The following is a 25,593-nucleotide window of genomic DNA, read 5'->3' on the forward strand; positions in this document are numbered from 1 at the left end:
TCCCGCAGAACTGGATTCCATGAGCGTCACCATCTCTGTCGGCCAAGCCGTCGTCCTCGGAGTCGTCGAGGGAGTGACGGAGTTCCTCCCCGTCTCCTCCACCGGCCATCTGAAGATCACCGAGGGCCTGATGGGCATCTCCGTCGACAACCCGGCGGTCGTCGGCTTCTCGGCCGTGATCCAGGTCGGCGCGATCGCGGCCGTGTTCGTGTACTTCTTCAAGGACATCGTGCGGATCGTCTCCGCGTGGGGCCGGGGGATCGCGAACAAGGAGGAGCGCCACCACCACGACTACAAGTTCGCCTGGTGGGTCATCTACGCGACGATCCCGATCGTGATCGTCGGCCTCGCCGCGAAGCCGCTGATCGACGGCGCCCTCGGCTCGCTGTGGGTGGTCGCCGCCTCCCTGATCGTCGGCAGCGGCGTGATGTGGGCCGCCGACCAGATGGGGCGCCACAAGCGCGGCGAGGACGACACCTCGTTCAAGGACGCGATGCTGGTGGGGAGTTCGCAGATCCTCGCGTTGCTCTTCCCGGGCTTCTCCCGCTCCGGCGCCACCATGTCGACCGCGCTCATCCTCGACCTCGACCGGGTCGCGGCCACCCGCCTGTCGTTCTTCCTGGGCATCCCGGCGCTGACCGGAGCGGGTCTGTACGAGCTGAAGGACGCGCTCGGCGCGGGGGTCGGCGCCGTTCCGCTGGCCGTCGGCACCGTGGTGTCGTTCGCGGTCGCGTACGTCTCGATCGCCTGGCTGCTGAAGTTCGTCGCCAAGCACTCGTTCAACGCGTTCGTCGTCTACCGCATCATCGTCGGCGTCCTGCTCTTCGGCCTGCTCGCGACGGGTGCGCTGAGCGCCTGATCAGATCACCGGGCGTGCGACCGGCTTTCAGCCGGCCCGCCCGGTGAATTTTTCTTTTCGTTCGTCTTGACACCACCTGTCGCGCAGCCGCACCATCACTCCCGTGAACCTGTCAGACAGCCAGACAGGTGGTTCGGGGCCCCGTCGCGTGAGCGCGATGGAGGCGGTCCTCACCCACCTCCGCCGCGCCATCGAACGCGGCCAGTACGCCATTGGCGACAAGCTCCCCTCCGAGGCGGAGCTCTGCCGCACCCTGGAGGTGTCCAGGCCCGTGCTCCGCGAGGCCCTGCGCGCCCTCCAGACGATGGGCCTGACGGTCGCCAAGACCGGCAAGGGCACCTTCGTGGTCGCCAACACCGTCGAGGACCCCACCTTCGGCGACTACGCGGCCAGCGACCTCCTCGAAGTGCGCCGCCACATCGAGATCCCGGTCGCCGGGTACGCCGCCCTGCGCCGCACCCCGGAGAACCTGGACCACCTCGCCCACCTCCTGGACCGGATGGAGCGGGAGACGGACACCACCGCGTGGGTCGCGATGGACACCCTCTTCCACCTGGCCGTCGCCGAAGCCGCCCAGAACCCGGTCTTCCGCCGGGTCATCGAGGAGATCCGCGACGCGCTCGCGCGCCAGTCGGCCTTCCTCAACGAACTGGGCGGACGCCGCGAGCAGTCCAACCGCGAGCACCGGGCCATCGTCGAGGCCCTCATGGACGGTTCCGAGCCCGACGCGGTGGAGGCCATGAGCCACCACCTCGACCGCGTCGAGACGTCCCTCACCGACATCGTGCGCACCCCGCGCGCGGAAACTCCCCTGGAAGGCGGACCCGAGGCGTGAGCGAACAGCACCTCAAAGACGAGACGCGCCCCTCGTCCCCGCACGTCGACGCCGGAGACGAGGGATACAGCAAGTCCCTCAAACACCGGCACGTCAACATGATCGCCATCGGCGGCGCCATCGGCACCGGCCTCTTCCTCGGCGCCGGCGGACGTCTCGCCGACGCCGGACCCTCCCTCTTCATCGCCTACGCCGTCTGCGGGATCTTCGCCTTCCTCGTCGTACGAGCCCTCGGCGAACTCGTCCTGTACCGGCCCTCCTCCGGCGCCTTCGTGTCGTACGCCCGCGAGTTCCTCGGCGAGAAGGGCGCCTACACGGCCGGCTGGATGTACTTCCTCAACTGGGCGACGACCGGCATCGCCGACATCACGGCGGTCGCCACCTACACGCACTACTGGGGCATGTTCTCCGACATCCCCCAATGGGTGCTCGCACTGATCGCCCTGGCCGTCGTGCTGACCGTCAACCTGATCTCCGTCAAGTTCTTCGGCGAGCTGGAGTTCTGGTTCGCGATCATCAAGGTCAGCGCACTGGTGGTCTTCATGCTGATCGGGATATTCCTGCTGGTCACCCAGCACCAGGTCGACGGCCACACCCCGGGACCCTCCCTGATCACCGACAACGGCGGCATCTTCCCCAACGGCCTGCTGCCCATGCTGCTGATCATCCAGGGCGTCGTCTTCGCCTACGCCTCCGTCGAACTCGTCGGTGTCGCGGCGGGCGAGACCGAGAACCCCGAGCAGATCATGCCGAAGGCGATCAACTCGATCATGTGGCGCGTCGGCCTCTTCTACGTCGGCTCCGTCGTCCTGCTGTCGATGCTGCTGCCCTGGAACGTCTACAAGTCGGGCGAGTCCCCCTTCGTGACGGTCCTGTCCAACATCGGCATCCCGGCCGCCGGCGGCGTCATGAACCTCGTCGTCCTCACCGCCGCCATGTCCTCCCTGAACTCCGGCCTCTACTCCACCGGACGCATCCTGCGCTCCATGGCCGTCAACGGCTCCGCCCCCGCCTTCACGGGCAAGATGAGCCGCACCCAGGTCCCCTACGGCGGCATCCTGCTCACCAGCGGCGTCTGCGTCCTCGGCGTCGGCCTCAACTTCGTCGTCCCCGCCGACGCCTTCGAGATCGTCCTCAACTTCGCGGCGATCGGCATCCTCGCCACCTGGGGCATGATCATGGTCTGCCACCTGATGTTCTGGCAGAAGACCCAGAAGGGCGAGCTGACCCGCCCGAGCTACCGTCTGCCGGGCTCCCCCTGGACCGAACTCGTGACGCTGGCGTTCCTCGCCTCCGTCCTGGTCCTCATGTACGCCGACGGCGGCGCCGGACGCACCACCGTGCTGTGCCTGCCGCTGATCGTCGGAGCGCTCGTCGCCGGCTGGTACGCCATCCGGGGGCGCATCGCGCGCATCTCCGCCAAAACCGACGCGTGACCCCTGCGCCGGACCACGACAACCCGCAGGCAGAGTGATGTTCAGCAGCACCCCCACCGACGCCCCCCTCGTCCGTGAACCCCTCCACGCCCCCGTCGCCCACCTGGTGCGCGGCGGGGTCACCGAGGGCGTCCACTACGGCTCCGTCGTCGTCCTCGGCGCGGGCGGCGAGGTCACCCTCCAACTCGGCGACATCGAGGCCGCCTTCTACCCCCGCTCCGCCCTCAAGCCCGTCCAGGCCGTCGCCATGGTCCGCGCCGGGCTCCCCCTGGACGGCGGACTCCTCTCCCTCGCCGCAGCCAGCCACTCCGGCGAGGAACGCCACCTCGCCGGAACCCGGCGGATCCTGGAGGAGGCCGGAGTCACCGAGGACGACCTGCGCAACGTCGAGGACCTGCCGTACGGCGCCGCCCAGCGCGACCAGTGGATCCGCGAGGGGCGGGGGCCGTCGCGGCTCGCGCACAACTGCTCCGGGAAGCACGCGGCGATGCTCTACACCTGCAAGCTCAACGGCTGGTCCCTGGAGGGCTACCTCGACCCCGGCCACCCCCTCCAGCAGGCCATCGCCGAGATCGTCGAGGACCTCACCGGGCAGCGGATCGCCCAGGTCACCGTCGACGGGTGCGGAGCGCCCCTGTTCTCCGTCTCCCTGCACGGCCTCGCCCGCGCCGCCGCCCGCATCACCACGGCCGTCCCGGGCACCCCCGAGGCCAAGGTCGCCGCCGCCATGCGGGACTTCCCCGAGATGGCCTCCGGCACCGACCGCGACGTCGCCGCCCTCATGCGCGCCGTCCCCGGACTGCTCGCCAAGGACGGCTTCGAGGGCGTCGAGGTCGCCGCCCTGCCCGACGGGCGCGCCGTCGCCGTCAAGATCTCCGACGGCGCCAACCGCGCGCGCGTACCGGTCACCGCCGCCGCCCTCGCGCGCGCGGGCGTCGACCCGGCCCGCCTCACCGCGTTCGCGGGCGAGCCGCTCCTCGGCGGCGGCGAACCCGTCGGCGAGATCCGCGCGGTGCGCGCGCTGGACCCCGTCGCCTTCCCCGCCTGCGCGTAGGCGCCCCACCGGACGCCGCGCCCGCCTGTGCGGGGCGCGCGCGGCGTCGGGACAGGGGTACGGCGAGTGTGCGCGCCGTACCCCTGTCCAGCTCCTCCACACCCTCACCCACCCGAAAGAGGACACCCCTCACCATGACCGCCGTCACCCGCAGCGAGCACGACCTCCTCGGCTTCCGTGACATCCCCGCCGACGCCTACTGGGGCGTCCACACCCTGCGCGCCACCGAGAACTTCCCCATCACCGGTACGGCCATCTCCGCCTACCCGCACCTCATCGACGCCCTCGCCGCCGTCAAGGAGGCCGCCGCCCTCGCCAACGAGGAACTCGGGCTGCTCACGCCCGACAAGGCCGCCGCGATCGTCGCCGCGTGCCGGGAGATCCGCGCGGGCAAGCTGCACGAGCAGTTCGTCGTCGACGTCGTCCAGGGGGGTGCCGGGACCTCCACGAACATGAACGCCAACGAGGTCATCGCCAACCGGGCGCTCGAACTGCTGGGGCACGCCAAGGGGGAGTACCAGTTCCTGCACCCCAACGAGGACGTCAACCTCGGCCAGTCCACCAATGACGTCTACCCGACCGCCGTCAAGGTGGCGACGGTCTTCGCGGTACATGGACTGCTCAAGGCGATGGCTGTACTCCAGGACGCGTTCGGCCGCAAAGCCGTCGAGTTCCGTGACGTGCTCAAGATGGGCCGTACACAGTTGCAGGACGCGGTTCCCATGACGCTCGGTCAAGAGTTCTCCGCTTATGCCGTCATGATTGACGAGGACCGCAGCCGTCTTGACGAGGCCGTCGAGTTGATCCATGAAATCAACCTGGGCGCCACGGCCATCGGCACCGGTCTCAACGCCCCCGCCGGGTACGCCGAGGCCGCCCGCCGCCACCTCGCCGACATCACCGGCCTCCCGCTCGTCACCGCCGCCAACCTCGTCGAGGCCACCCAGGACTGCGGCGCGTTCGTCCAGATGTCCGGCGTCCTCAAGCGGATCGCCGTCAAGCTCTCCAAGAGCTGCAACGACCTGCGCCTGCTCTCCTCCGGCCCGCGCGCGGGGCTCGGCGAGATCAACCTGCCGCCCGTCCAGGCCGGTTCGTCGATCATGCCGGGGAAGGTCAACCCGGTCATCCCCGAGGTCGTCAACCAGGTCGCCTTCGAGGTCATCGGCAACGACGTCACCATCACCATGGCGGCCGAGGCGGGACAGCTCCAGCTGAACGCGTTCGAGCCGATCATCCTGCACTCCCTCTCCGAGTCGATCACCCACCTCCGCGCGGCCTGCCTCACCCTCGCCGAACGCTGCGTGGACGGCATCACCGCGAACACCGAACGCCTGCGCGCGAACGTCGAGAACTCCATCGGCCTCGTCACCGCGCTCAACCCGCACATCGGCTACGAGGCGGCCACCGACATCGCCAAGGAGGCGCTGGAGACCGGCCGGGGCGTCGCCGAACTCGTCCTGGAGAAGGGCCTGTTGCCGGCGGAGTCCCTCGCCGCGCTGCTGCGTCCCGAGGTGGTCGCGGGGAGCGGATCGCCGCTCGCGTAACCGTGGGGGGTGGTACTGGTGCCACCCCCAAGACGGGTATCAGCGTGATCGATTCAGCAGGGTGCCGGACCTGAACATCGACTCAGACGCCGCGCGGCCTCGCGCGGCAGTGAGGGGATTCGATGTCCAGGTTCTCGGTGTTTTCGGCGGTCTCGGTGTTCTCGACAGTCACGCCGTCAGCGTCCGGTGTCCGCAGGGGAGCCGCTGTCTCCGGAGCGGTGGCCGCGGCCATGGCGCTGGCGGCAACGGGCCTGACCACGGCGCACGCCGCCGCCCAGCCCGCCTCGACGGCCGCCCCACAGGCGCCGATCCCGCCCCGCTACACCACCCAGCGCCTCGACTGGCAGCCCTGCCCCAGCACCCCGGCCCTGGAGTGCGCCCCGATGACCGTCCCCCGCGACTGGCACCACCCGGGCACCGGCGCCGACCTCACCGTCCAGGTGTCCCGCCACCGAGCACCCGACCCCGCGCAGCGGCGCGGAGTACTGGTCATGGCCGCAGGCGGACCCGGCGCGTCAGGACTGAACCGCCCCGCCGGGTTCGTGAAGGCGTCACCGGCGGTCGGCGCCGCGTACGACGTCGTCGGCTTCGACCAGCGCGGCGTCGGCAGCAGCACGCACGCCACCTGCCAGACGGACGCCGAGTTCCAGGACTTCTACGCCGGCGACTTCCGCGACCGCACGCCCGCCGCCCTCCAGGGCGTGATCAACCGTTCCCGTCAGTTCGTCCACAGTTGTCTTGATCGCAGCGGTGATCTCGTCAAGTACTTGACCACCGATCAAGCTGTCCACGACATCGACCTGCTGCGCACCCTGCTCGGCGTACAGAAGATCTCGTACTACGGCCCCTCGTACGCCACCTGGCTGGGCGCGTACTACGCGACCGAGTACCCGCAGCACGTCGAACGCGCCGTCCTGGACAGCAACCTGGCTTTCGACGGGACCTGGGAGCAGGCCGAGCTGGGGCAGCCGATGAGCTTCCAGCGCCGCTTCGAGCAGGACTTCCTGCCCTGGCTCGCGCAGCACGACGCGGTCTACCACTACGGGCGTACGGCGGCCGAGGCGAAGGCCACCTGGGAGGCGCGTCGGGCCGTGCTGCACGACCGTCCGCTGACCGCCGGCACGGTCACGGTCGGGCCCAACCAGCTCGACAACGCCACGATCCAGGGCATGTACAACACGGGCCTGTGGCCGTCCCTGGCGTCCGTGCTGGCCTCCCTGGAGCACTGGGACACGGCGACGGCGGCCGAGCGGCAGACGGCCGGGAGCGCCTTCGCGAACTACCTCTCGCCCGGCTTCACCGCCACCTACTTCCCGGTCACCTGCAACGACACGCCGTGGAACCGCGACCTCGGCCACTGGCTGCGGCAGAGCGCGGCGGACACCCGGAAGCACCCCCTGGTGGGCGCGCGGGAACTCGCGTTCGCGGCGGTCTGCGCGTTCTGGCCGGAGTCGGACGCCCCGCACGTCAAGGTCACCGGCGAGGGCCTGCCGCCGACCCTGATGCTCAACTCCGTGCACGACCCGGCGACGTACTACGAAGGCGCGCTGCGGGCGCACCGCGCGCTGAAGGGCTCGCGGCTGGTCACGGTCACCGGCGCCGGTGACCACGGCCAGTACCGGAACGGCAACGCGTGCGTGGACGCGGTCGTCGACGCCTACCTGCTCGACGGGAAGGTCCCGGAGCACGACATGACCTGCGCCGCCGGCTCCTAACGCGCCGTCACCGTCAGGTACACCGTCTTCTTCACCCGGCCGTGATGCGCGACGACCGTCACGGGGTAGCGGCCGGGCGTGAGGCCGGGCCGGACGGTGGCGGTGCCGAGGAAGCGCGGGTCGTCCCCGTCGGCGCCCTTGCTGTCGTCGTGCCGCAGGCGGACCGTCCCGGTGAACGCCGGGGACGTGGCGGTCAGCCGAGTCTCCTCGCCCGGGTCCGGGTACACGTCGTGCCACATGACGGCGACCTGTCCTCCGGCGACGGCCCGGAACGTGCTGTGGGCGCCGCCGGAGTAGCCCGCGTCCGGGTCGAAGAACTCGGGGCCGGACGGCTTCCCCCGGTAGTCGCGGTCACCCGGCCGGGACGCGCGGACCGTCAGCCGCTTCTCGGCGATACGGCGGCCGTCCGCGCCGTACAGGGCGAAGGTGTACGTGCCGTCCGCCAGACGGGTCCTGAGCTCCGGGCGCGCCGAGAACGCGCGCGGGTTGTAGAAGTCGGTGCCGTCGTCGTGGACCAGACGCACGGGCGCGGGGAGGGCGGCGGACCGCACGGTGAAGCCGGTGCCCCGCTCGCCCGGGTACAGGTCGTCGAAGCCCAGCCACACGGGCTCGCCGGGACGGGTCGCCTCCTGGGACGCGGAGAGGGTGAACGAGGGCCGCTGGGAGGCGACGACCTTGACCGTGTCGTGGGCCACGTCACGGCCGTGGACCGCGACCGTCAGGGGGTACGAGCCGGGCTTGTCCGTCATCCTGAGGGTCCCCACGGCCCAGAAGTGGTCGTCCTCCCAGCTCAGGCGCACCGGCCCGGTCAACGCGGCCGACCGCGCGATGACCGCATCGCCGCCCCGCGCGCGGGTGACGCCGTAGAGCATCATGTGGACGCGCTCCCCGGGGCGGGCGTCGGTCTGGCCGTTGAGGATCAGCGAGGGCGCGGGGGACGGCGAGGGCGCGGGAGGCGTGGGCTTGGCCGCCGTACGCGAGGGCGGGGCAGCCTTCGGCGTCGCGCTGCCGCCCGTGCCGGCGCACCCGCACAGGACGAGGCCGGCAGCCGCTGCGGCCACGGTCCTGGACCACTTCATCGTTCCCCCAATAGGTCGGTCACAGGGGAAGACGGAGAAACCGCGCCATCGGTCACAGCCCGCCGGAAATCCGGTTGAGGACCCCCGCCGCCCTCAGGGAGAATCGCACGCATGTTCTCCCGCAAGCCGCGCCGCCCCACGTCCCCCGACACCCTGAAGGCATGGGAATGCCTGGACCAGGGCGACGTCCCCGGCGCCCTGAGGCTCCTGCGGGCCGCCGCCGACAACGCACCGCTCGCCGAGGTCGCCCTGGTCGCAGGGCGGGCGGCCGAAAAGGCCGGGTTCGACGACCTGCGCGAGGCCGCGAAAGCGGTCGTCGCCGGTCCCGGACAGCCGCGCGCGCTCTACGACTTCGGGTACGTGTGCATCGAGCGCGGCGTCGCCGACCTGGCGATCCCCGCGCTGCGCGAGGCGCTGCGGCTGGCACCCGGCGCGAAGCCCCTGCTGCGCGAACTGGTCGCCGCCTACGAGGACCGCTCGCGCCACCGCGAGGCGGCCGACGTCCTGCTCGCGCACGAGACGGAACTGGACGACTGGCCCGACCGCTACCTCCTCGTGTTCAACGCCGTCCTCGCGGGCGACCTGCCCCTGGCCCGGCGTCAGCACGCGCTCCTCGGCGACCCCGAGGACGACATGTGGACCTCCGCGCAGGCCCGCCAGCGCAGGGTCCTGAAGCGCGCCGACGCCGCCGGGACGGTGAGCCCGCTGGACCGCGCCGACCTGCGCGGCTGGCAGTACGTGATGGGCGGGACCGTCCTCGGCACGCTCTCGCCGTACGGCTACGACGCGGGCATGAGCGGGCGCTACGCCTGGCTCCAGGACACGTACGACCAGTGCCTGCGCGGCCTGCTGCGGCTCCGGGCGGCGCTGGAGGCGGCCCAGGTGCGCCCGGCGTCCGTGTCGCTGCTCCCGGACCGGTCGAGCCGCGTCCTCGGGCTCGCGGCGGCGCAGGTGCTGGGGCTGCCCGCGGTGCCGTTCGAGGCGGGGCGCGAGGACACCGTCGTGATCGCGTACGACCTCAACGAGACCGCCGAGGCCGAGCAGGGCCCCGAGATCCTGGGCGAGCTGTTCGGCCGGACGCCGGGACAGGTCCTCCACGAGCACGCGAGCTGCTGGACCGACCCGCCCGCCGTCACCCCGGACAGCGTGACCCTGCTGCACCAGTCGGTCGTCGCGCCCTGGGGCGACGCCCTGCGCGTGGGCGAGGACGGCGAGGTCGAGCGCGGCGGCCCCGACCCGCGCGCGGAGACCGAACTCGCTGCGGAGATCGTCGCGGCCGACCCCACGCCCGACGAGGGCGACGGCGCGACCCCGGACGACCCGCAGGAGCGGCTCACGGAGTTCGTGGCGGCCGTACGCGGGACCTGGCTCACCGGCGACCGCGCGCGGGTACGGAGCACGGGCCCCGTACCGAGCACCCGGTTCGCCTGACTCCCACCAACCCGGGGTGAACTCCCGGCTCCCGTACGGCTCTGCGCGCCGCGATCACGCTCCGGTCATGCACAGACCACCGCCCCGAAGGCGGAACGTCGCTTACAGGCCACCCGGCGTCGCCACGCTGGCAGAGTGCTGGCCAAGGCTTTCCCCGTCGCTCTCCGCCGCTGCCAGGTGCTCGGCCTGGCCGGTACCTCCTGCCTGGCGCTCGGCGGCGAGAGTGCCGGCGCCCTGCCCGCGCGCGAGCTGCTCGCCCCCTCCTCCCCGCACGCCGTGCTCGGCCTGGTCGGCGTCTACTTCGGGCTGGTGCTGCTGACCGCCGCCTGGGTGCTCCTGGGCCGTAGGGTGCGCGGCGATAAACCGCCCTCCCCGCGCGCGCTGGTGCTCGTCCTCGCCGTCTGGGCGGCCCCCCTGATCGTCGCGCCGCCCCTGTTCAGCCGGGACGTCTACAGCTACCTTGCGCAAGGCGCGATGGTCGACGCCCACATCGACGTCTACTCCTACGGCCCCTCCAGCCTCGGCGGGCCGCTCGCCGACGAGGTCGCGCCCCTGTGGCAGCACACCGGGGCGCCGTACGGACCGGCCTTCATGGGCCTCGCCGGGGTCCTCGCGGACCTCACGCGCGGGGAGCTGCCCGCCGGGCTGTACGGGATGCGGTGCGTGGCCCTCCTCGGCGTCGCCCTGATGGCCGCCGCCCTGCCCCGCCTCGCCCGGCACTGCGGCGCCGACCCGGCGCGCGCGCTCTGGCTGGGGGTGCTCAACCCGCTGGTGCTGCTGCACCTCGTCGCGGGCGCCCACAACGACGCGATCATGTTGGGCCTGCTCGGCATCGGCCTGGTCGCCGCCCTCGGCGGACGCTTCACCCTCGGCGCCGTCCTGGTCACCCTCGCCGCCCTCGTCAAGGCACCGGCGGCGCTCGGCCTCGCGGTGATCGTGCTGCTCCACTACAGGGAGCACGGCCGGTCCGGCCCTTACGGCGCTCTGCGCGCGTGCGCGACGACCCTCGCCCCGGCCGCCGTGACGACCGTCGCCGTCACCGCCGCCACCGGCACCGGATACGGCTGGATCAGGGCCCTCAGCACCCCCGTCTCCCCCCAGAACTGGGCCCTCACGAGCCTCCTCGGCCGCGCCACCGGCGCCCTCCTCGAACACGCAGGCAGCGACCTCGCGCCGCTCGCCGTGCCCGTCTGGCACGCCCTGGGCCTCGCGATCACGGCAGGGCTCGTCGCGGCCATCTGGTGGCGCCTGCGCCCCCGCCCGGTGTACGCGCTCGGCCTCAGCCTCGCCGCCCTCGCCGCCTTCGGCCCCGCGATCCGCCCCTGGTACGCGCTGTGGGGCCTCTTCCTGATCGCCGCCGCCGCACCCGACACGTCGGTACGGCACCGTACCGCCGTCGCCGTGGCCGGGGTGCTCGCCCTCGCCGTCCTGCCCGACGGAGGGCCCGCCGACGCCGGACAGGTCCTGCTGGCCGTCTCCGGCGGCGCCCTCGCCGTCGTCGTCCTGTGGCAGGCCCGCCTCGCCACCCGCGCCACCGGCCTCCAGCACGGCCGTACGGCATGACCCCACGAACCCCGAGGACCATGAGACTCCCCGAGACCGACCGCGGTCGCCTGTACCTGTTCCTCGCGCTCGCCGCCGCCGTGACGGCGTTCACCGCGACCGTGCCGCTCCTGCGGGACTGGTTCGACCTGCGCGTCTACTGGGGGACCATCGACCACTGGGTCCACCACGGCGGACGCGTCTACGACTACCGCGTCCCGGGCACCCCGTACGGCTTCACCTACCCGCCCTTCGCGGCCGTCGCGATGCTCCCCATGGCGCTGATGAGCCTGCACACGGCGATCGCCGCCGCCCTCCTGCTCAACCTCGCCGCCCTCGCGCTGGTCCTGCGCCTCCTCGCGGGCCGCGAGTGGAAGCGGCACGGCTGGTACAGCGTCGGCCTCGCCCTCTGCGTCCTGGCCCTCTTCGAACCCCTGCGGGACACGATCAGCTTCGGCCAGGTCAACATCCTGCTGCTCGCGCTCGTCCTGATCGACGCCCACCTCCTCGCGACCGGCCGCGAACGCTGGGCGGGCATCGGTATCGGCCTCGCGGCGGCCGTCAAACTCACGCCCGCGCTGTTCATCGGGCTGCTCCTGGTGACCCGCCGCTGGCGCGCGGCCGGGGTCGCCACGGCCGTCGCCGTCGGCGCCACCGGACTCGCCGCGCTGGTCGCCCCCGGCCCGTCACGGTTCTACTGGACGACCGCCCTATGGGACACCACGCGCGTGGGACGCCTCGACTACGTCTCCAACCAGTCCCTGCAAGGGGTCCTCGCGCGCCTGGGGGTGGAGAGCAAGGCCGTGTGGGCGCTGGTCGTGCTGGTGGTGCTCGCCGTGTGGGCGTGGCGGGTGCGGCGCGCGGGGGAGTGGCGAACAGCGTTCGCATTGACCGGGTTGACCGCCTGTCTGGTCAGTCCCGTCACTTGGGTGCATCACTTGATCTGGTTGATTCCGTCGTTCGTCGTGTTGATCCGATCCGGTTATGTACGGATCGCATCAACTCTGTACGCCGTCATGTGCACCAGTGTTGTATGGATCTGGTTCCATGACGCGTCCGGCCTCGACGGGTTCCTCGGCAGCAACATGTACGTATGGATCACCCTCGGCCTCCTCCTGTGGCTGCCGACCGGTCAACGCCGCCTCCCCGCGCGCAGCACGAACGACACCCCGCCCGCCCCCAGCGCCGCCGCCCCGGCGACCATCGCCGCCTCCGGCCAGCCGGATCCGTCGTCCCCCGTCGGGACGGCCGCCGCGACCGCCGGGCGCACGTCGGGACCCGGCCGGGGCCGCACCCTCAGCGCGTCCAGTGAACCCACCGGATCCACCCGCCCCGCCGCCGCGAACCCCCAGTCGAGCAGGTCACGCGCCTCCTCGTAGACCGCGAACCCCCCGCCCGCCTGCGGGTTCATCACCGTCACCACCAGCGTCCGGCCACCCTTGCGGGCCGCGGCGACCAGCGTGTTCCCGGCGTTGGTGGTGTAACCGTTCTTCACGCCGACGAGCCCCGGATACTCCGCGACCCCGTCCTCCCCGGTCAGCAGCCGGTTCGTGTTCTCGATCTCGTACGACCAGCCGCCGCCCCCGGGGAACCGGGCCCGCGCGAGCCCGCAGTACCGCGCGAAGTCCGCGTTGCGCAGCCCCGCGCGGCCGAACACGGCGAGGTCGTACGCCGACGACACCTGGCCCGGCGTGTCGTACCCGTCCGGGGACAGCACGTGCGTGTCCAGCGCGCCCAGCGCCCTCGCCTTGGCCTGCATACGGGTCGCCGTCGTCTCCCAGCCGCCGTTGAGCGCGGCCAGGACGTGCACGGCGTCGTTGCCCGAGTTCAGGAACACGCCGCGCCACAGGTCGGCGACCGTGTACGTACGGCCCTCCGCGACGCCGACCATGCTGCTGCCCGCGCCGATGCCCTCCAGTTCCCGGGGGGTGACGCGGTGCCGGGTGCCGGCGGGGAGGACCGGCAGGACGGTCAGAGCGAACAGGGTCTTGAGGGTGCTCGCCGGGGGCAGCTTGCGGTGCGCGTCGGAGGCAGCGAGGACCGCGCCGCTGTCCACGTCGGCGACGACCCAGGAGAGGGCCGAGACGCCGGGGAGCGCGGGGGCGCCGGGGCGGGGGTGGACGTGGGGGCCGGGGCGGTGCAGGAGAGCGGGGGAGGGGGCGCCGGACGTCCGGGGACGATCGGGGGACGACGTCCGGTGCGGATCGGGGGTGCCCGGTCCGGCCGACGCGAACGCCAGCGGTCCTGCCGCCAGGGACACCACGGCACACAGCGCGCAGGCCGACACGGCGGCCCGGGAGGAAAATCCGATCGTCATACGGTCAACGTAGAAACGATCATGCGGATCGGCGTGCTGCCCGTGCCGATCGGGGGGCGGCGAGCACTCGGATGCCGTACGCGCGCCCCTACTGACCCGGCAGCGTCGGCTGTACCTGTCGCAGGAACGTCGCGTTGTCCGGCGTCTTGCGCATCCGCTCCAGCAGGGTCTCCAGACCCGTGCTGGTGTCCCGGGAGGCCAGTGCCCGGCGCAGGCCGCGCGTCGCCGTCAACTCGGCCGGGGTCAGGAGGAGTTCCTCGCGGCGGGTGCCGGAGGCGTACAGGTCGACGGCGGGGAACAGGCGCCGGGACGCGGACTCGCGGTCGAGGCGCAGCTCCATGTTGCCGGTGCCCTTCAGCTCCTCGAAGTAGTAGTCGTCGGCCCGCGACCCCGTCTCGACCAGCGCGGTCGCCAGGATCGTCAGGGAGCCGCCCTCCTCCAGGGCGCGCGCGGCGCCGAAGAACCGCTTCGGGCCGAGCAGGGCGGCGGCGTCGACGCCGCCGCTGAGGGTACGGCCGTTGCCGGGGGCCGCGTTGTTGTGGGCGCGGCACAGGCGGGTCAGGGAGTCGAGGAGGATCACGACGTCCTCGCCGGCCTCGACGAGCCGCTTCGCGCGTTCGACGACCAGCTCGGCGAGCGCCGTGTGCTGGCGGGCCGCGCGGTCGAACGTCGAGGCGTACACCTCGCCGCGTACGGAGCGGCGCATGTCGGTGACCTCCTCGGGGCGCTCGTCGAGCAGGAGGACCATCAGGCGGGCGTCCGGGTGGTTGCCGGCGACGGCCGCCGCGAGCTGCTGGAGCAGGACCGTCTTGCCGGTCTTCGGCGGGGCGACGAACAGGCCGCGCTGGCCCTTGCCGACGGGGGCGAACAGGTCGGTGACCCGGCCGGCGAGCCCCGAGGCGGGGTGCTCCAGGCGCAGCCGCTCGTACGGGTGCAGGGGCGTCAGCTCGGCGAACGTGCGGCGCCGGGGCGCCACTTCGGGCGTACGGCCCTCCACCGAGGTGACCTCGGTCAGGCCGCGCCGGTCGCGCAGGCCCTCCACGAGGTCGCCGCGGCGCAGGCCGTGACGGCGGATCAGCGCCGCCGGGACCTGCGGGTCGTCCGGTTCGGCCAGCAGGCCGGGGCCGCGCAGGTGGCCCTTCCCGCCGCCGTCGACGTCGAGGACGCCGGCCACGAGCCGGGTCGGGGGCTGCTGCTGGATCGGGGGGTGTTCGAGAGTGGTGGTCATGAGGGTCGGTCCTTTCGCGGACGGACGGGGCATGTGGCATGCGATGGGGAAGGAGAACGCCGCGAAGAATTCGGGAGGCGACACGCGCTCCCGGCGGCTGAGAGACACCCCGGCTTTCACGGGGCGCAGAAGAAGGGAATTCGCACCGGCGTCCACGACGGGACGTACACAAGTGCTCTCCGCAATGTAACACCGGAAGTACCCGGGTCTGTCAACCCCGAACCTTCCCCCACTATTCCCCGAGCCCGCTTTCCCACATGACCGGCCCCACGGTCTCCCCGAACGGCGCGTCGAGGTAGGAGCGGCGCGTCGTCCCCCGGTGGTCCGCGACGAGCCGCCCCGGCATCTCGCCGTGAGGCGAGGCGTACAGGCTGCCCTCGACTACCGCGCCGCGTCCGCCGCGATCTCCGTGAACTTGGCCTCCATCGCGGCCTGGAGAGCCTGGGCCGCCGACAACGGGCGTACCATCACCATGAGTTCGTCGATCTGGCCCGTCTCGTCGACGTGGATGAAGTCGCAGCCGGTCAGGTCGCGGTCGCCTACGCGGGCCGTGAAGATGAGGGCGTGGTCGGGGCCGTCGGTCAACTCGCGTTGGTAGCGGAGGTCTTGGAAGACCTGGGCCACGGCGCGGAGGATCGCGGCGGTGATGGGCTTGCCCCGGTAGGGCTTGTGGACGACCGGGCTGGTGAAGACGACGTCCTCGGACAGCAGCGCGACGGCGGCCTCCATGTCGCCGGACTCGACTGCCTCACGAAACGCGCGCACGGGTATCCCCCTCAGGTCAGGACAAGGACCGCCAGGATAGCTACGCTGACCCGGATGTTCAGTCCCGAGGGCCCCAGTCTGCGCGAACTCGCCGTCCAGGCGCTGTCGTCCGTCGAGCACGGCTACGACCTGCTCGCGCCGAAGTTCGACCACACCCCGTTCCGTACGCCCGACTCCGTGCTCGACGCGACCGTCGAGGCGCTGAAGGGGATGGGCCCGTACGGCGACGGCCTCGACCTGTGCTGCGGGACGGGCGCCGGGCTCGGGGTGCTCGGCGAGGTGTGCGGGAGCGTGACCGGCGTCGACTTCAGCGCGGGGATGCTGGAGCGGGCGAAGGGACAGGGCGCGCGGCTCGTACGGGCCGACGCGAGGGCGCTGCCGTTCACCGCCGCGTTCGATCTCGTCGTCAGTTTCGGGGCGTTCGGGCATTTCCTGCCCGGGGAACTGCCGGGCCTGTTCCGCCAGGTGCACACCGCGCTGCGGCCCGGCGGAACGTTCGCGTTCCCCGTCGGCGCCCCGCCCAAGGCGTCAACTCCCGCGTACTGGGCGCTCCTTGGCTTCGACGGCGCCATGCGGGTCCGCAACGCCCTGTGGCGTCCCCCGTTCGTGATGTACTACCGGACCTTCCGGCTCGCCGACGTACGACGGGAGTTGGAGCGCGCCGGGTTCGCGGTGAGCCTGCGCGCGCTGCCGGAGTTCGGGACGCGGGACGACGGGAGCCCGAGGGCGCGGCTGATCGTCGGCCACAAACCGGCGTAGACGGCCTTTCGGGAACCAGCCCTCACAAGGCCGCGTAAACCGCCTCCACCAACGCCGACTTACGCGGATCGTCCGCGATCCGGGACCCCATCCGGTTCATCACGTACCCCAGCGACACCCCCGCCTCCGGGTCCGCGAGCCCGCAGGACCCCCCGAACCCGTCGTGCCCGAACGCCCGCGGGTTAGGCCCGTACGACCCGTGCGCCCCGCTCAGCCACAGCCCGAGCCCGATCTCCGTGTCCCGCCCGAACTGCGCCCCGATGACCAGGTCACGGCACGCGCCCTGCCCCTCGCGGACCCGCTCGACGGACGAGGGGGACAGGAACCCCCGGTCACCGGCGAGCAGGCCGTACAGCTCGGCGACGGCCCGCGCGGTGCCGTGGCCCCCGGCCGCCGGGATCTCGGCGGCGCGCCAGGCGGGGGAGTTGGCGGCGGGCGCGCCGACGGGCGGGTTGGCGAGCGCGGCGACGGCGATCGGCGTCAACGAGGCGAGCATCGCGGCCTGTTGGGTGCTCGTCATGGCGGGCGGCGCGACGAGTTCGGCGGCGCGGTCGGCGTCCTTCTCGGGCAGCCCGATCGTGAAGTCGATCCCGAGCGGGCCGGTGATCTCCTGTTCCAGGAAGGCACTTGGGCGGAGGCCGGTGACGCGCCGGACGACCTCGCCGATCAAGTGGCCGAAGAGCAGGGCGTGATACCCGGAGGCGCTGCCGGGCTCCCACAGCGGGGAGGCCGCCGCGAGCCGGGAGACGGTCAGCTCCCAGTCGTACAACTCGGCGACGCTGTGCGGGACTTGGAGACCCGAGAGGCCCGAGCGGTGGGACAGCAGGTGCCGTACGAGGACGTGCTCCTTGCCGTTCGCCGCGAACTCGGGCCAGTAGTGGGCGACTTCGGTGTCCAGGTCCAGGAGGCCGCGGTCGGCGAGGAGGTGGGCGCACAGGGAGGTGACGCCCTTGGTGGTGGACCAGACGTTGACGACGGTGTCCCGCTCCCAGGGCCGGGTGCGGGCGGCGTCGGCCCAGCCGCCCCAGAGGTCGGCGACCGGTTGCCCGGCCACGAACACGGTGACGGCGGCGCCGAGTTCGTCCCGCTCGCGGAAGTTCTCCTCGAACGCCGCGCGCACTGAGGCGAACCGGTCGTCGCAGTGGCCGTGCACCTCGGTCATGGGTCCTCCGCAGGGGGTCGGGAAGCAGGGCACCCAGAACGTACCGACCGGTCGGACGGAGGGGAAGGGGAGGCTCCGGGAAAGTGCCGGCCGATCGCGTCGCTCAGCGTGCGGTGAGCGCCCGCAGCCAGCGGAGCTTGGTCTCCTCCTGGTACGGGCCGCCGCCCTCGTGGTCGTTGAAGTCGTACACCTCGATCTGCTTGTCGTCGTGCGCCCACGCGTTGAACGCGGCGAACACCGTCGACGGCGGGCACGTCTGGTCCTCCAGGGCCGCCGAGAACAGGGCGGGCGCGTTCGCGCGGGCCGCGAAGTGGACGCCGTCGAAGTAGGCGAGGGTGCGCTGGACGTCGGCCGCGCGGCCCCGGTGCGTCTTCAGGAACAGGCCGATCTCGCGGTACGGGTGCCGGTCCGTGAGGATCGTGGCGCGCGGGAAGTCGCACAGGAACGGTACGTCCGGGGCGGCGCCCGCGAGATCCGGTACGAGGCCCGAGACCGCGATGCTGATGCCGCCGCCCTGGCTGCCGCCGAGGACCACCGTGCGGGACGCGTCGGCCAGCGGGTGCGAGCGGGCCGCCTCCACCGCGCGCACGCCGTCCGTGAACACACGCCGGTAGTAGTAGTTCTCCGGCGCGTCGATCCCGCGTGTCATGAACCCCGGGTACGCGGGCGCGGCGCCCACCGGGTCGGCCGTACCGCCACCGCCGCCCCAGGCGCTGCCCTGGCCCCGGGTGTCCATGATCAGGTGGGCGCGGCCCGTCGACGCCCACAGGAGGTGCTCGTGCGGGAGGCCCCGGCCGCCGCCGTAGCCCACGAACTCCACGACCAGCGGCAGGGGCTCGGTCGCGCCGGACGGGACGGTGAACCACGCCTTCACCGGGTGGCCGCCATAGCCCGCGAACGTCACGTCGTACACGTCGACCGTCGTCAGGCCCGTGTCGACCGGCTCGAAACGGGCGTCCAGGTCGTGCTCCCGCGCTTCCTGGAGGGTCTTCGTCCAGAACGCGTCGAAGTCCTCCGGGGCCACCGACTCGCTGCGGTACTCGTGGAGTTCTTCGAGGGACAGGTCGAACAGGGGCATCGGGAAACCGCCTTCGGGGAAGTGGCCGGACGATCTCACCGTACGTGGCGTGCGGGAGGCCCACCAGAGGTCGAAAGTTTTCGGTTCCCGCAGGTCATGCGGGGTTCACGCGCGGCGGCGCGTCCAGCGGGGTTCCGTCAGGGCCCAGTCCCGCTCCCACTCCGCCAGCCGGTGCCGCAGCGCCGTGCGGCGGAAGGCGGCGTACCCGACGACGATCGTCCCGGCCGTGGCGCCGCCCGCGCAGAACGCGACCGAGAGGGACTGCTGCCACACCATCGCCGAGCTGGGCGGCGGGCGCACCCCGTGGCCCCGGGCGTCGAGCCACACGTCGACCCGGTCGCCGGTGCGGGTACCGGCGTCGACGGGCGCCGTCGTCGTACGGGGCTGCCCGCCCGGCGGGGTCCAGCGGACCGCCACCCGGTACGACTGCTCGCGCCCGCCCACCGACGCGGGGGTGTCGGGGATGCGGCCGACGACCTCGGCCCGCACCTCGTGGCGCTCGGTCCGTAGCCGGTCGGCCACCGCCTGTCCCTCCCGCTGCGCCCACATCCCCGCCAGCACCCCCACCAGCGGCGCCGCGACCAGCAGCAGGACCGCCAGCGCGAGCACCGTCCACCCCTCGACGACGTCCGACGGACGGCGCAGCGCATTGCTCCGCCACCGCCAGCCGCGCACCCGGGTCCGTGTACGAGCGCCCATACCTTTCTCGTACCCAGTTCGGAGGGTCTTCCCGCACGAAACGGGCGGTATGGCGCGAATCAACTGCCGAAGGGACCGTCGAGGGCGGCCCACTGGAGCAGCATGATCGTCTTGCCGTCCGCGATCCTGCCGTCGCGGATCATGGCCAGGGCCTCCTTGAAGGGGAGTTCCAGTACGTCGATGTCCTCGCCGTCCTCCTCCAGGCCGCCGCCGGGGCCGGTGCGGTCGGCGGGCGTGTAGGGGGCCGCGTAGAAATGCAGGCGTTCGGTGACCGAGCCGGGGCTCATGTACGCGTCGAAGACGTGGGTGAGGGGGCCGAGGGTGACGCCGAGTTCCTCCGTCGCCTCGCGGCGGATCGCGGTCAGAGGGGTGTCGTCGTCCAGGAGGCCGGCCGCGGCCTCGACGAGCATGCCGTCGGGGTGGTCGTTGACGTACGCGGGGTAGCGGAACTGGCGTACCAGCAGGACCTGTTGGCGGTCGGCGTCGTAGGGGAGGACCACGGCGCCGTTGCCCCGGTCGTACGTCTCGCGCTGCTGGGTGACCCAACTGCCGTCGCGGCGGCGGTAGTCGTACGTGGTGCGGCGCAGGACGTGCCAGCCCCGGGAGGTCAACTCCACGTCACGGATGCGGACATCGGGGTTGCGGGTCAGGTCGCGTCCGGTGCGGTCGAGGTGCGTGCGGCCCCGGTGGTCGGGGGTGTCGTAGCCGGGGAGGGGGAGGTCGGTGGTCATGGCGGGTTACAGTACACGCAGAAACGTGCAAGAACAGGAGAGAGTGTGCATGCTGGCTGCTGAACGGCGGGATCATCTGCTGGGTCTGCTCGCGCGGGAGGGGAAGGTCGTCGCGAAGGACGTGGCCGCCGGCCTGGGGATCTCCGAGGACAGCGTGCGGCGGGACCTGCGGGATCTCGCGGCGGAGGGGTTGTGCCAGCGGGTGTACGGCGGGGCGCTGCCGGTCTCGCCGGCCGTCGTGGACTACGCCGCCCGGCAGGGCGTCACGCCTGAGGGGAAGCGGAAGGTCGCCGCTGTGGCCGCGGGGCTGGTGCGGCCGGGGGGTGCCGTGATTCTGGACGGGGGGACCACCGCGCTGGCTGTCGCGCGCGCTCTTCCGGCGGACCTGGAGTGCACGGTCATCACGCACAGTCCGACTGTCGCGTCCGCCTTGCTGGAGCATCCTGTCGCCGAGGTGTTTCTCCTCGGGGGGCGGCTCTTCAAGCACTCGGCGGTGGCCTGTGGGGCTGCTGCCGTGGAGGCGGCGCAGAACGTCTCCGCCGATCTGTGTCTGCTCGGGGTGACCGGGGTGCATCCCGAGGCTGGGTTGACCACCGGGGACGCCGAAGAGGCCGCCATGAAGCGGGCGTTGGCGGGGCGGGCGGCGGAGACGTACATCCTCGCGTCGTCCGAGAAGATCGGGGCGGCGTCGCGGTTCCGGGTGCTGGCTTGGGAGGACGTGAGCGGGGTGGTGACCGATGCGGATCCGGGGCACGCCGTTCTTGGGCAACTCGCGGCGCGGGGGGTGGAGGTGCTGGCGGCGGGCTGAAGGGGTGCGCGGCGGACCCTGTGTGGGCAACTCGGGCTGCCGAGGCCCTGGCGGTCACGAACCGCCGCGCTCCCTCGCTGAGGCGGGTGAAGGGGCTTCAGCCAGGCCAACTCACCCTTCTCGGCGGGCCAGTTCGCCGAGCAGCGTCCACGTCCGCCTGCGGGCTTCCTCCCCCGCGAGTTCCGTCCCCGCGAACACGACCTCCGTCGCCCCCGCGTCCCGGTACCGCCGCACCTCCGCCTCGACGGCCTTCTCGTCGCCGATCACCGCGAGGTCGGCGGCGCGCCGGCCGCCGGACAGCTCGATGACACGGGCGTAGGACGGGATCTGTTCGTAGAACGCGAGGCTCTCGGTCGCCTTGGCGCGTACGGCGTCCACGTCGTCCGTGACCACGCCGGGCACCAGCGCCACGACCCTCGGGGCAGGGCGCCCGGCGGCCTCGGCCGCCTTGGTGAGCGCCGGGACGATGTGCTCGGCGAGGGCACGCGGGCCCGCCAGGTACGGCAGGATTCCGTCCGCCAACTCGCCGCTGGCCCGGAGTGCTTGGGGTCCCATCGCGGCGACGAGGACAGGAACCCCGCCCTCCGCGCCGGGTACGCGCGCCGGGAGCGGAGGGGTCGCGGTGAGCAGTTCGCCGCGGAAGTCGGCCGTACCGGTCTCGGTCAACTGCCGTAGCGCGGTGAGGAATTCACGCAGCCGGGCGACGGGTCGCTCGAACGGCAAGCCGAAACCGCCCTCGGCGAGGAGCTTCGTCCCCAGCGCCAGCCCCAGGTGATAACGGCCGTGTGTGGCGGCCTGAGCGGTCTGCGCCTGGCTGTTGACCACCAACGGGTGACGGCCGAAGACGGGAATCGCGGACGTCCCCACCTGCAAGCCGGGCACCTCCCGCCCGACGATCGCCGCGAGCTGCGGGGAGTCCGCGCCGAAAGTCTGCCCGAACCACGCGGACCTGAGCCCGGCGGCAGCGGCCTCCTTCGCCAACTCCACAGTCGCATCAACCTGGTTGGACGCGTCCGGCGCGTTGAGCGCCACTCCGACAGTCATGTCGGTCCCAACAGCCCTCCCGGCGAAGGAAATTCCGGCCGGGTGTGACAGCTTCATGTCGGTCGTGCGAACTGGCCCCCGGAACTCCGGCGGCCCAGGCGGGACTTGAGGAGTACCCGCAGCGCTCCCGCCGGTGACGGCTCCGCCGAGCCCTTCAGGAGCCCCGCGCCCCGGGCGAGTGCCGCGTCCGCGGTGAGGAGTTCGATGTCGATCAGGGCCAGGAGGAGGGGGCGGTAGGGGGCGGGGGCGAGGTGGGGGAGGCGGGCGGCGGCGTCGAGGTCGGCCCGGGCCCTGGTGATCTCGTGGGTCACCAACTCCCGTATCGCGTCCGTCTCGTGGCCCGCCCTCAAGTCGTCCTCCGTCAGCGAGAACCGCTTCAGGGTCTCCGACGGGATGCCCGGGCGTCCCTCGCGCAGGTCCTCCGCGAGGTCGTTGGTGAAGTCGAGGCGCTGGCTGCCGTCGATGTAGGTGCGGCAGGCGGCGCGGAAGTCCCCGTCGTCCTCCTCGGGGCCGACCAGGGTGGCGATCAGCATGAAGGCGGGGAACGTGTAGGCGTCGACGTACGCCTGGTAGTCGGCCTCGGTGGTGAAGCCGGCGAAGTCGAGTTCGGCGGTGGCGGTGGCGAGGTACGTCTCCAGGACGCCGCGCAGCCGGGGGCGGGCGGCGACCGTGTGGACCAGCGCGCGCAGGACCGCGTCGGAACTCGTCCCCGTCCGCAGAGCCTCCCGGACCTGCCGCTCCCACTCGGCCCACGCCGCCGCGCGCTGCGCGTGGGGGCCGGTGTCGAGGAGGCCGTCGCTGTGGTGCATGAACGCGGTGGCGGCCAGGACGTGCGGGAGGGCCGGGGCGGGAAGCAGAAGCCGGACGGCGACGTACGAGGCCCGCCGATACCGGGCCACCGTCCGCCGCTGCTCCCCGTAGTCCCGCCGCAACCCGGGCTCCCGTACACCTGCCGCGTCCAGACTTCGCTTCCACGTGCTCACGCGGTGATCGTAGGGCAGCGGACGATGTCGATCCGTGCCGAGCCGGGCGCGACCATCAACGCCGCTGTGCTCGGCACGTACTTGTACGGTTCACCCCTGCTCACCGACGGCGCCGGGCTCGCCCGACACGGACCGGTACGGCACGGTGTCAGTCCCAGCCGCCGAAGATCCCCTTGTTCGCCTGGGCGTGGCAGATGTTGTAGCCGCCGGAGGCGTGGGCCTTTTCGGTGTGGTCGGTGATGGTGACGGAGCAGTTGATGTCGCCGGAGCCCTGGAGTTGGGCGGTGATCGTGTAGTAGAGGGCGTCGTTGTGCAGGGGGAGGGTGGTGGTGAACTCGCCGTTCTTGAAGGTGCCTTGGCGGGTGTCGTTGTCGGAGCCGTAGGTGATGTTCATGGGGCCGAGGGCGCCTGCGGGGGCGGTGCCCCAGACCTTGAGAACGACGGTTTTGGGCTTGTGCTCGGTCTTCGGTTTCGCGTCGGTCGCGGGGCGTTCGACGCGGGAGGTCGTCGGGGTCACCTTGGTGCCGCTGGACTCCTTGTCGTCGCCTCCGCTGACGAGGGCTCCGACGATGCCGAGGACGACGAGGAGGCCGAACGCTCCGCCGCAGCCGATGCCGATGGTCTTGCCGACGGACCGCTTCTTCGGCGGCTGCGGGTGCTGCTGGTTCATGTGTCCCCCCAGAGTGAGATGCGAGTTACTGGTGAGGAACTGGTGGGGGAGATGTGTGGTTGCCGGAGGCCGGGGCAAGCCATCCGATCGGGTGGTGCGGATTCAAAAGGGATGTGCCGGAAGCGGTCGCATGCGGTCCTGCGTCGGACGGCCGGTGCCGGCTACGTACCGCCGGTGACCGACGTGCGGAACCCGACCCCCCGTACCGACTCGATGCGCAGCGCGGTGCCGAGTTTGCGGCGTAGTACCGACACGTGTGCGTCGAGTGTCTTCGTCGAGCCGTACCAGTTGGCGTCCCAGACCGCCGACATGATCGTCTCGCGGGGGACCAGTTCCTCCAGACGGTCCGTGAGGAAGGTCAGGAGGGTGAACTCCTTGGGGCGCAGGGGGACTTCGGTGCCGTCCAGGTAGACGCGGTGGGCGGGGCGGTGGACGGTTAGGCGGCCGTAGACGTCGGGGGGTGTGCGGGGGCGGTCCCGGTGGTGTCTGCGGGTCACCGCCCGCATGCGGGCTACGAGTTCGCGGATCCGGAACGGCTTCACGACGTAGTCGTCCGCTCCGAGTTCCAGGCCCACGACCTTGTCGGTCTCGCTGTCGCGTCCGCTGACGATGACGATCGGTACGTCGCCGCGCGCCCGCAGTTCCTGGCAGACGTCCAGCCCGTCCATGTCGGGCAGGCCGAGGTCCAGCAGGACGATGTCCGGTTCCACGGCGGTCAGGGCGGCGTGACCGGTGGGCGCCCAGGTGACGTGGTAGCCGTGCCGGGTCAGGCTGCGCCGTACGGCGTCGGCGGTGTCCCGGTCGTCCTCGACGAGCAGTACGCGCACGGGGTTCTCCTCGAAGGGGGCTGCGGTCACGGGGTGTTGAAGCCCGCCTCCGTCATGCGCGTGCCCCGGACCTCCAGCGCAGCCAGGAGGTCGGGGGCGTTTCGTCGCGGAAGGCACGGTGGTTCCTCGGGGTCGTCTCGGTGGCCGGCGCGGACATCACGTCCGGGCCCACCCGAGGACACCAACCGAGTGTGTCGACGGACCGGAGATCACATCACAGGTTGCCGAAGGAAACGACGTACGGCCCCGCTCTCAGCCCCCCACCCCCTCCCACGCCCGCTCGATCGCAGCGGCGTACTGGCTCCTGCTCGCCGCGCCAGGGATACCGAGGCGGCCCCCGAGCACGGTGAACGGAACGCCGGTCGCGCCGAGAGCCACGGCCTCCGCGTGGTCCGCGCGCACCGCGTCCAGGTAGCGGCCGGTGGAAAGGGTCTCGCGGATCTCCTCCCCGGGAATCCCGAGCCGCTCCCCGAGCCGGACCAGCGTGTCGTGCTCGAAGGCGTTCCCGTTGCCGGTGAACACCTCGGTCTGCATCGCCCGCAGGTACTCCCACGCGAGCCCGTGCCCCTTGCCGAGGTGGACCAGTCGCAGCATGTCCGACGTGTTGCCGACCGGCCGGTCGATCTCGTACCGCAGCCCCTCGACGGCGGCCCGCTGCGCCAGCCCCGCTTCCGTGGCCCTGGCCTGCGCGGGGGAGATGCCGTACGTCCGCGACAGGTGCTCCAGGGTCCGGGAGACGGTGGCGGGTGCGGCCGGGTCGAGCTGGAAGGTGCGGATCCGCAGGTCGATGGCGTCGGCGTGCGAGGAGGTCCGGACGGTCCTGACCAGCCGGTGTCCGCCGATGTAGCACCAGGGGCAGAGGACGTCCGCCCACAGGTCGACCGTCAGCCGGGTCGTGGCGGGGGCTGTTGTCGAGTCCATCGGGGGACCGCCTTCCAGTAACTTGATGTCACCCTCAAGATGTGACTCTAGCACCCAAGTTGAGAGTGCCATCAAGTTACGCCGCCGACCCCGCCGACCCCGGCGG

Annotated in this window: 22 protein-coding genes and 2 pseudogenes; 11 read left to right on the forward strand and 13 right to left on the reverse strand. The window is 72.0% G+C overall.

What is annotated here, in order from left to right; genetic code table 11:
• Positions 1–19 precede the first annotated feature (19 nt).
• The 6 genes from J8M50_RS43240 (at position 20) to J8M50_RS43265 (ending at position 7,443) form a co-directional block, all read left to right on the forward strand.
• The gene (locus tag J8M50_RS43240) at positions 20–859 is read left to right on the forward strand and encodes an undecaprenyl-diphosphate phosphatase (RefSeq protein WP_010352844.1); all 840 of its coding nucleotides are present in this window, start codon (positions 20–22) and stop codon (positions 857–859) included.
• Positions 860–1,016: 157 nt separating this feature from the next.
• Positions 1,017–1,694 carry a FadR/GntR family transcriptional regulator gene (locus tag J8M50_RS43245; protein WP_010352843.1) on the forward strand — a complete coding sequence of 226 codons (678 nt, stop codon included), beginning with the start codon at positions 1,017–1,019 and terminating at the stop codon, positions 1,692–1,694.
• Positions 1,691–3,130, forward strand: a complete 1,440-nt coding sequence (locus J8M50_RS43250; RefSeq protein WP_010352842.1) for an amino acid permease — start codon at positions 1,691–1,693, stop codon at positions 3,128–3,130. The genes J8M50_RS43245 and J8M50_RS43250 overlap by 4 nt, the downstream gene beginning before the upstream one ends.
• Positions 3,131–3,167: 37 nt before the next feature.
• Positions 3,168–4,184: an asparaginase gene (locus tag J8M50_RS43255; RefSeq protein WP_010352840.1), complete on the forward strand. Its 1,017-nt coding sequence runs from the start codon at positions 3,168–3,170 to the stop codon at positions 4,182–4,184.
• Positions 4,185–4,318: 134 nt separating this feature from the next.
• Positions 4,319–5,728, forward strand: coding sequence for an aspartate ammonia-lyase (gene aspA, locus J8M50_RS43260; RefSeq protein WP_010352839.1), 1,410 nt, complete (start codon positions 4,319–4,321; stop codon positions 5,726–5,728).
• A 230-nt stretch (positions 5,729–5,958) separates the two neighbouring features.
• The gene (locus J8M50_RS43265) at positions 5,959–7,443 is read left to right on the forward strand and encodes an alpha/beta hydrolase (RefSeq protein ID WP_010352838.1); all 1,485 of its coding nucleotides are present in this window, start codon (positions 5,959–5,961) and stop codon (positions 7,441–7,443) included.
• Here J8M50_RS43265 and J8M50_RS43270 read toward each other — a convergent pair.
• Positions 7,440–8,522, reverse strand: a complete 1,083-nt coding sequence (locus tag J8M50_RS43270) for a hypothetical protein (RefSeq protein WP_010352837.1) — start codon at positions 8,520–8,522, stop codon at positions 7,440–7,442. The two genes, J8M50_RS43265 and J8M50_RS43270, sit on opposite strands and share 4 nt — an antisense overlap.
• Before the next feature lie 111 nt (positions 8,523–8,633).
• Between J8M50_RS43270 and J8M50_RS43275 the strand changes: the two genes are divergently transcribed.
• The 3 genes and pseudogenes from J8M50_RS43275 to J8M50_RS43285 all read left to right on the forward strand — a co-directional run bounded on the left by J8M50_RS43275 (position 8,634) and on the right by J8M50_RS43285 (position 12,874).
• The gene (locus J8M50_RS43275) at positions 8,634–9,953 is read left to right on the forward strand and encodes a tetratricopeptide repeat protein (RefSeq protein ID WP_010352836.1); all 1,320 of its coding nucleotides are present in this window, start codon (positions 8,634–8,636) and stop codon (positions 9,951–9,953) included.
• A gap of 60 nt (positions 9,954–10,013) precedes the next feature.
• Positions 10,014–11,516 (forward strand): annotated as a pseudogene (gene mptB / locus J8M50_RS43280) (polyprenol phosphomannose-dependent alpha 1,6 mannosyltransferase MptB); the annotation flags it as partial.
• Positions 11,517–11,536: 20 nt separating this feature from the next.
• Positions 11,537–12,874: a glycosyltransferase family 87 protein gene (locus tag J8M50_RS43285; protein WP_029183729.1), complete on the forward strand. Its 1,338-nt coding sequence runs from the start codon at positions 11,537–11,539 to the stop codon at positions 12,872–12,874.
• Positions 12,875–12,957: 83 nt separating this feature from the next.
• Here J8M50_RS43285 and J8M50_RS43290 read toward each other — a convergent pair.
• The 3 genes and pseudogenes from J8M50_RS43290 to J8M50_RS43300 form a co-directional block, all read right to left on the reverse strand.
• Positions 12,958–13,812 (reverse strand): annotated as a pseudogene (locus J8M50_RS43290) (D-alanyl-D-alanine carboxypeptidase family protein); the annotation flags it as partial.
• Positions 13,813–13,900: 88 nt separating this feature from the next.
• Positions 13,901–15,040: a transcription termination factor Rho gene (gene rho, locus J8M50_RS43295; protein ID WP_010352833.1), complete on the reverse strand. Its 1,140-nt coding sequence runs from the start codon at positions 15,038–15,040 to the stop codon at positions 13,901–13,903.
• Between the two features lie 381 nt (positions 15,041–15,421).
• Positions 15,422–15,805 carry a nuclear transport factor 2 family protein gene (locus J8M50_RS43300; protein ID WP_010352831.1) on the reverse strand — a complete coding sequence of 128 codons (384 nt, stop codon included), beginning with the start codon at positions 15,803–15,805 and terminating at the stop codon, positions 15,422–15,424.
• Positions 15,806–15,859: 54 nt separating this feature from the next.
• On the opposite strand from J8M50_RS43300, the gene J8M50_RS43305 reads away from it, so the two are divergent.
• Positions 15,860–16,564 carry a class I SAM-dependent DNA methyltransferase gene (locus tag J8M50_RS43305; protein WP_010352830.1) on the forward strand — a complete coding sequence of 235 codons (705 nt, stop codon included), beginning with the start codon at positions 15,860–15,862 and terminating at the stop codon, positions 16,562–16,564.
• Positions 16,565–16,586: 22 nt separating this feature from the next.
• On the opposite strand, the gene J8M50_RS43310 is transcribed toward J8M50_RS43305, so the two are convergent.
• The 4 genes from J8M50_RS43310 to J8M50_RS43325 all read right to left on the reverse strand — a co-directional run bounded on the left by J8M50_RS43310 (position 16,587) and on the right by J8M50_RS43325 (position 20,234).
• A complete protein-coding gene (locus tag J8M50_RS43310; RefSeq protein ID WP_010352829.1) occupies positions 16,587–17,726 on the reverse strand; it encodes an EstA family serine hydrolase in 1,140 nt (379 codons plus the stop codon).
• A 103-nt stretch (positions 17,727–17,829) separates the two neighbouring features.
• Entirely contained in the window at positions 17,830–18,804 is a 975-nt protein-coding gene (locus J8M50_RS43315) for an acetylxylan esterase (protein WP_010352828.1), read from the reverse strand.
• A gap of 105 nt (positions 18,805–18,909) precedes the next feature.
• Entirely contained in the window at positions 18,910–19,503 is a 594-nt protein-coding gene (locus tag J8M50_RS43320) for an Rv1733c family protein (protein ID WP_010352827.1), read from the reverse strand.
• Positions 19,504–19,562: 59 nt separating this feature from the next.
• Positions 19,563–20,234: an NUDIX domain-containing protein gene (locus tag J8M50_RS43325; protein WP_010352826.1), complete on the reverse strand. Its 672-nt coding sequence runs from the start codon at positions 20,232–20,234 to the stop codon at positions 19,563–19,565.
• A gap of 49 nt (positions 20,235–20,283) precedes the next feature.
• On the opposite strand from J8M50_RS43325, the gene J8M50_RS43330 reads away from it, so the two are divergent.
• Complete coding sequence (locus J8M50_RS43330; protein ID WP_010352825.1) at positions 20,284–21,042, forward strand: DeoR/GlpR family DNA-binding transcription regulator; 759 nt, start codon at positions 20,284–20,286, stop codon at positions 21,040–21,042.
• 111 nt (positions 21,043–21,153) lie between these two features.
• Here J8M50_RS43330 and J8M50_RS43335 read toward each other — a convergent pair whose 3' ends face one another.
• From J8M50_RS43335 to J8M50_RS43355, 5 genes are all read right to left on the reverse strand, one after another.
• On the reverse strand, positions 21,154–22,086 hold the full coding sequence (locus J8M50_RS43335) for an LLM class F420-dependent oxidoreductase (RefSeq protein WP_010352824.1): 933 nt from the start codon (positions 22,084–22,086) through the stop codon (positions 21,154–21,156).
• Between the two features lie 53 nt (positions 22,087–22,139).
• A complete protein-coding gene (locus J8M50_RS43340; RefSeq protein ID WP_029183728.1) occupies positions 22,140–23,069 on the reverse strand; it encodes a squalene/phytoene synthase family protein in 930 nt (309 codons plus the stop codon).
• Between the two features lie 148 nt (positions 23,070–23,217).
• The gene (locus J8M50_RS43345; protein ID WP_010352822.1) at positions 23,218–23,739 is read right to left on the reverse strand and encodes a hypothetical protein; all 522 of its coding nucleotides are present in this window, start codon (positions 23,737–23,739) and stop codon (positions 23,218–23,220) included.
• Positions 23,740–23,900: 161 nt separating this feature from the next.
• The gene (locus tag J8M50_RS43350; RefSeq protein ID WP_040836096.1) at positions 23,901–24,566 is read right to left on the reverse strand and encodes a response regulator transcription factor; all 666 of its coding nucleotides are present in this window, start codon (positions 24,564–24,566) and stop codon (positions 23,901–23,903) included.
• A gap of 252 nt (positions 24,567–24,818) precedes the next feature.
• Entirely contained in the window at positions 24,819–25,487 is a 669-nt protein-coding gene (locus J8M50_RS43355; protein ID WP_010352820.1) for a DsbA family oxidoreductase, read from the reverse strand.
• Between the last annotated feature and the right edge of the window lie 106 nt (positions 25,488–25,593).

It is taken from the genome of Streptomyces acidiscabies (assembly GCF_020010905.1).
Lineage (GTDB): Bacteria > Actinomycetota > Actinomycetes > Streptomycetales > Streptomycetaceae > Streptomyces > Streptomyces acidiscabies.

Coding starts and splice junctions, on each gene's coding strand:
- J8M50_RS43240 (WP_010352844.1), top strand. CDS start 20: ATGAGCGTCACCATCTCTGTCGGCCAAGCCGTCGTCCTCGGAGTCGTC.
- J8M50_RS43245 (WP_010352843.1), top strand. CDS start 1,017: ATGGAGGCGGTCCTCACCCACCTCCGCCGCGCCATCGAACGCGGCCAG.
- J8M50_RS43255 (WP_010352840.1), top strand. CDS start 3,168: ATGTTCAGCAGCACCCCCACCGACGCCCCCCTCGTCCGTGAACCCCTC.
- aspA (WP_010352839.1), top strand. CDS start 4,319: ATGACCGCCGTCACCCGCAGCGAGCACGACCTCCTCGGCTTCCGTGAC.
- J8M50_RS43265 (WP_010352838.1), top strand. CDS start 5,959: ATGGCGCTGGCGGCAACGGGCCTGACCACGGCGCACGCCGCCGCCCAG.
- J8M50_RS43270 (WP_010352837.1), bottom strand. CDS start 8,522: ATGAAGTGGTCCAGGACCGTGGCCGCAGCGGCTGCCGGCCTCGTCCTG.
- J8M50_RS43275 (WP_010352836.1), top strand. CDS start 8,634: ATGTTCTCCCGCAAGCCGCGCCGCCCCACGTCCCCCGACACCCTGAAG.
- J8M50_RS43285 (WP_029183729.1), top strand. CDS start 11,537: ATGAGACTCCCCGAGACCGACCGCGGTCGCCTGTACCTGTTCCTCGCG.
- rho (WP_010352833.1), bottom strand. CDS start 15,040: ATGACCACCACTCTCGAACACCCCCCGATCCAGCAGCAGCCCCCGACC.
- J8M50_RS43305 (WP_010352830.1), top strand. CDS start 15,860: ATGTTCAGTCCCGAGGGCCCCAGTCTGCGCGAACTCGCCGTCCAGGCG.
- J8M50_RS43310 (WP_010352829.1), bottom strand. CDS start 17,726: ATGACCGAGGTGCACGGCCACTGCGACGACCGGTTCGCCTCAGTGCGC.
- J8M50_RS43315 (WP_010352828.1), bottom strand. CDS start 18,804: ATGCCCCTGTTCGACCTGTCCCTCGAAGAACTCCACGAGTACCGCAGC.
- J8M50_RS43320 (WP_010352827.1), bottom strand. CDS start 19,503: ATGGGCGCTCGTACACGGACCCGGGTGCGCGGCTGGCGGTGGCGGAGC.
- J8M50_RS43325 (WP_010352826.1), bottom strand. CDS start 20,234: ATGACCACCGACCTCCCCCTCCCCGGCTACGACACCCCCGACCACCGG.
- J8M50_RS43330 (WP_010352825.1), top strand. CDS start 20,284: ATGCTGGCTGCTGAACGGCGGGATCATCTGCTGGGTCTGCTCGCGCGG.
- J8M50_RS43335 (WP_010352824.1), bottom strand. CDS start 22,086: ATGACTGTCGGAGTGGCGCTCAACGCGCCGGACGCGTCCAACCAGGTT.
- J8M50_RS43345 (WP_010352822.1), bottom strand. CDS start 23,739: ATGAACCAGCAGCACCCGCAGCCGCCGAAGAAGCGGTCCGTCGGCAAG.
- J8M50_RS43355 (WP_010352820.1), bottom strand. CDS start 25,487: ATGGACTCGACAACAGCCCCCGCCACGACCCGGCTGACGGTCGACCTG.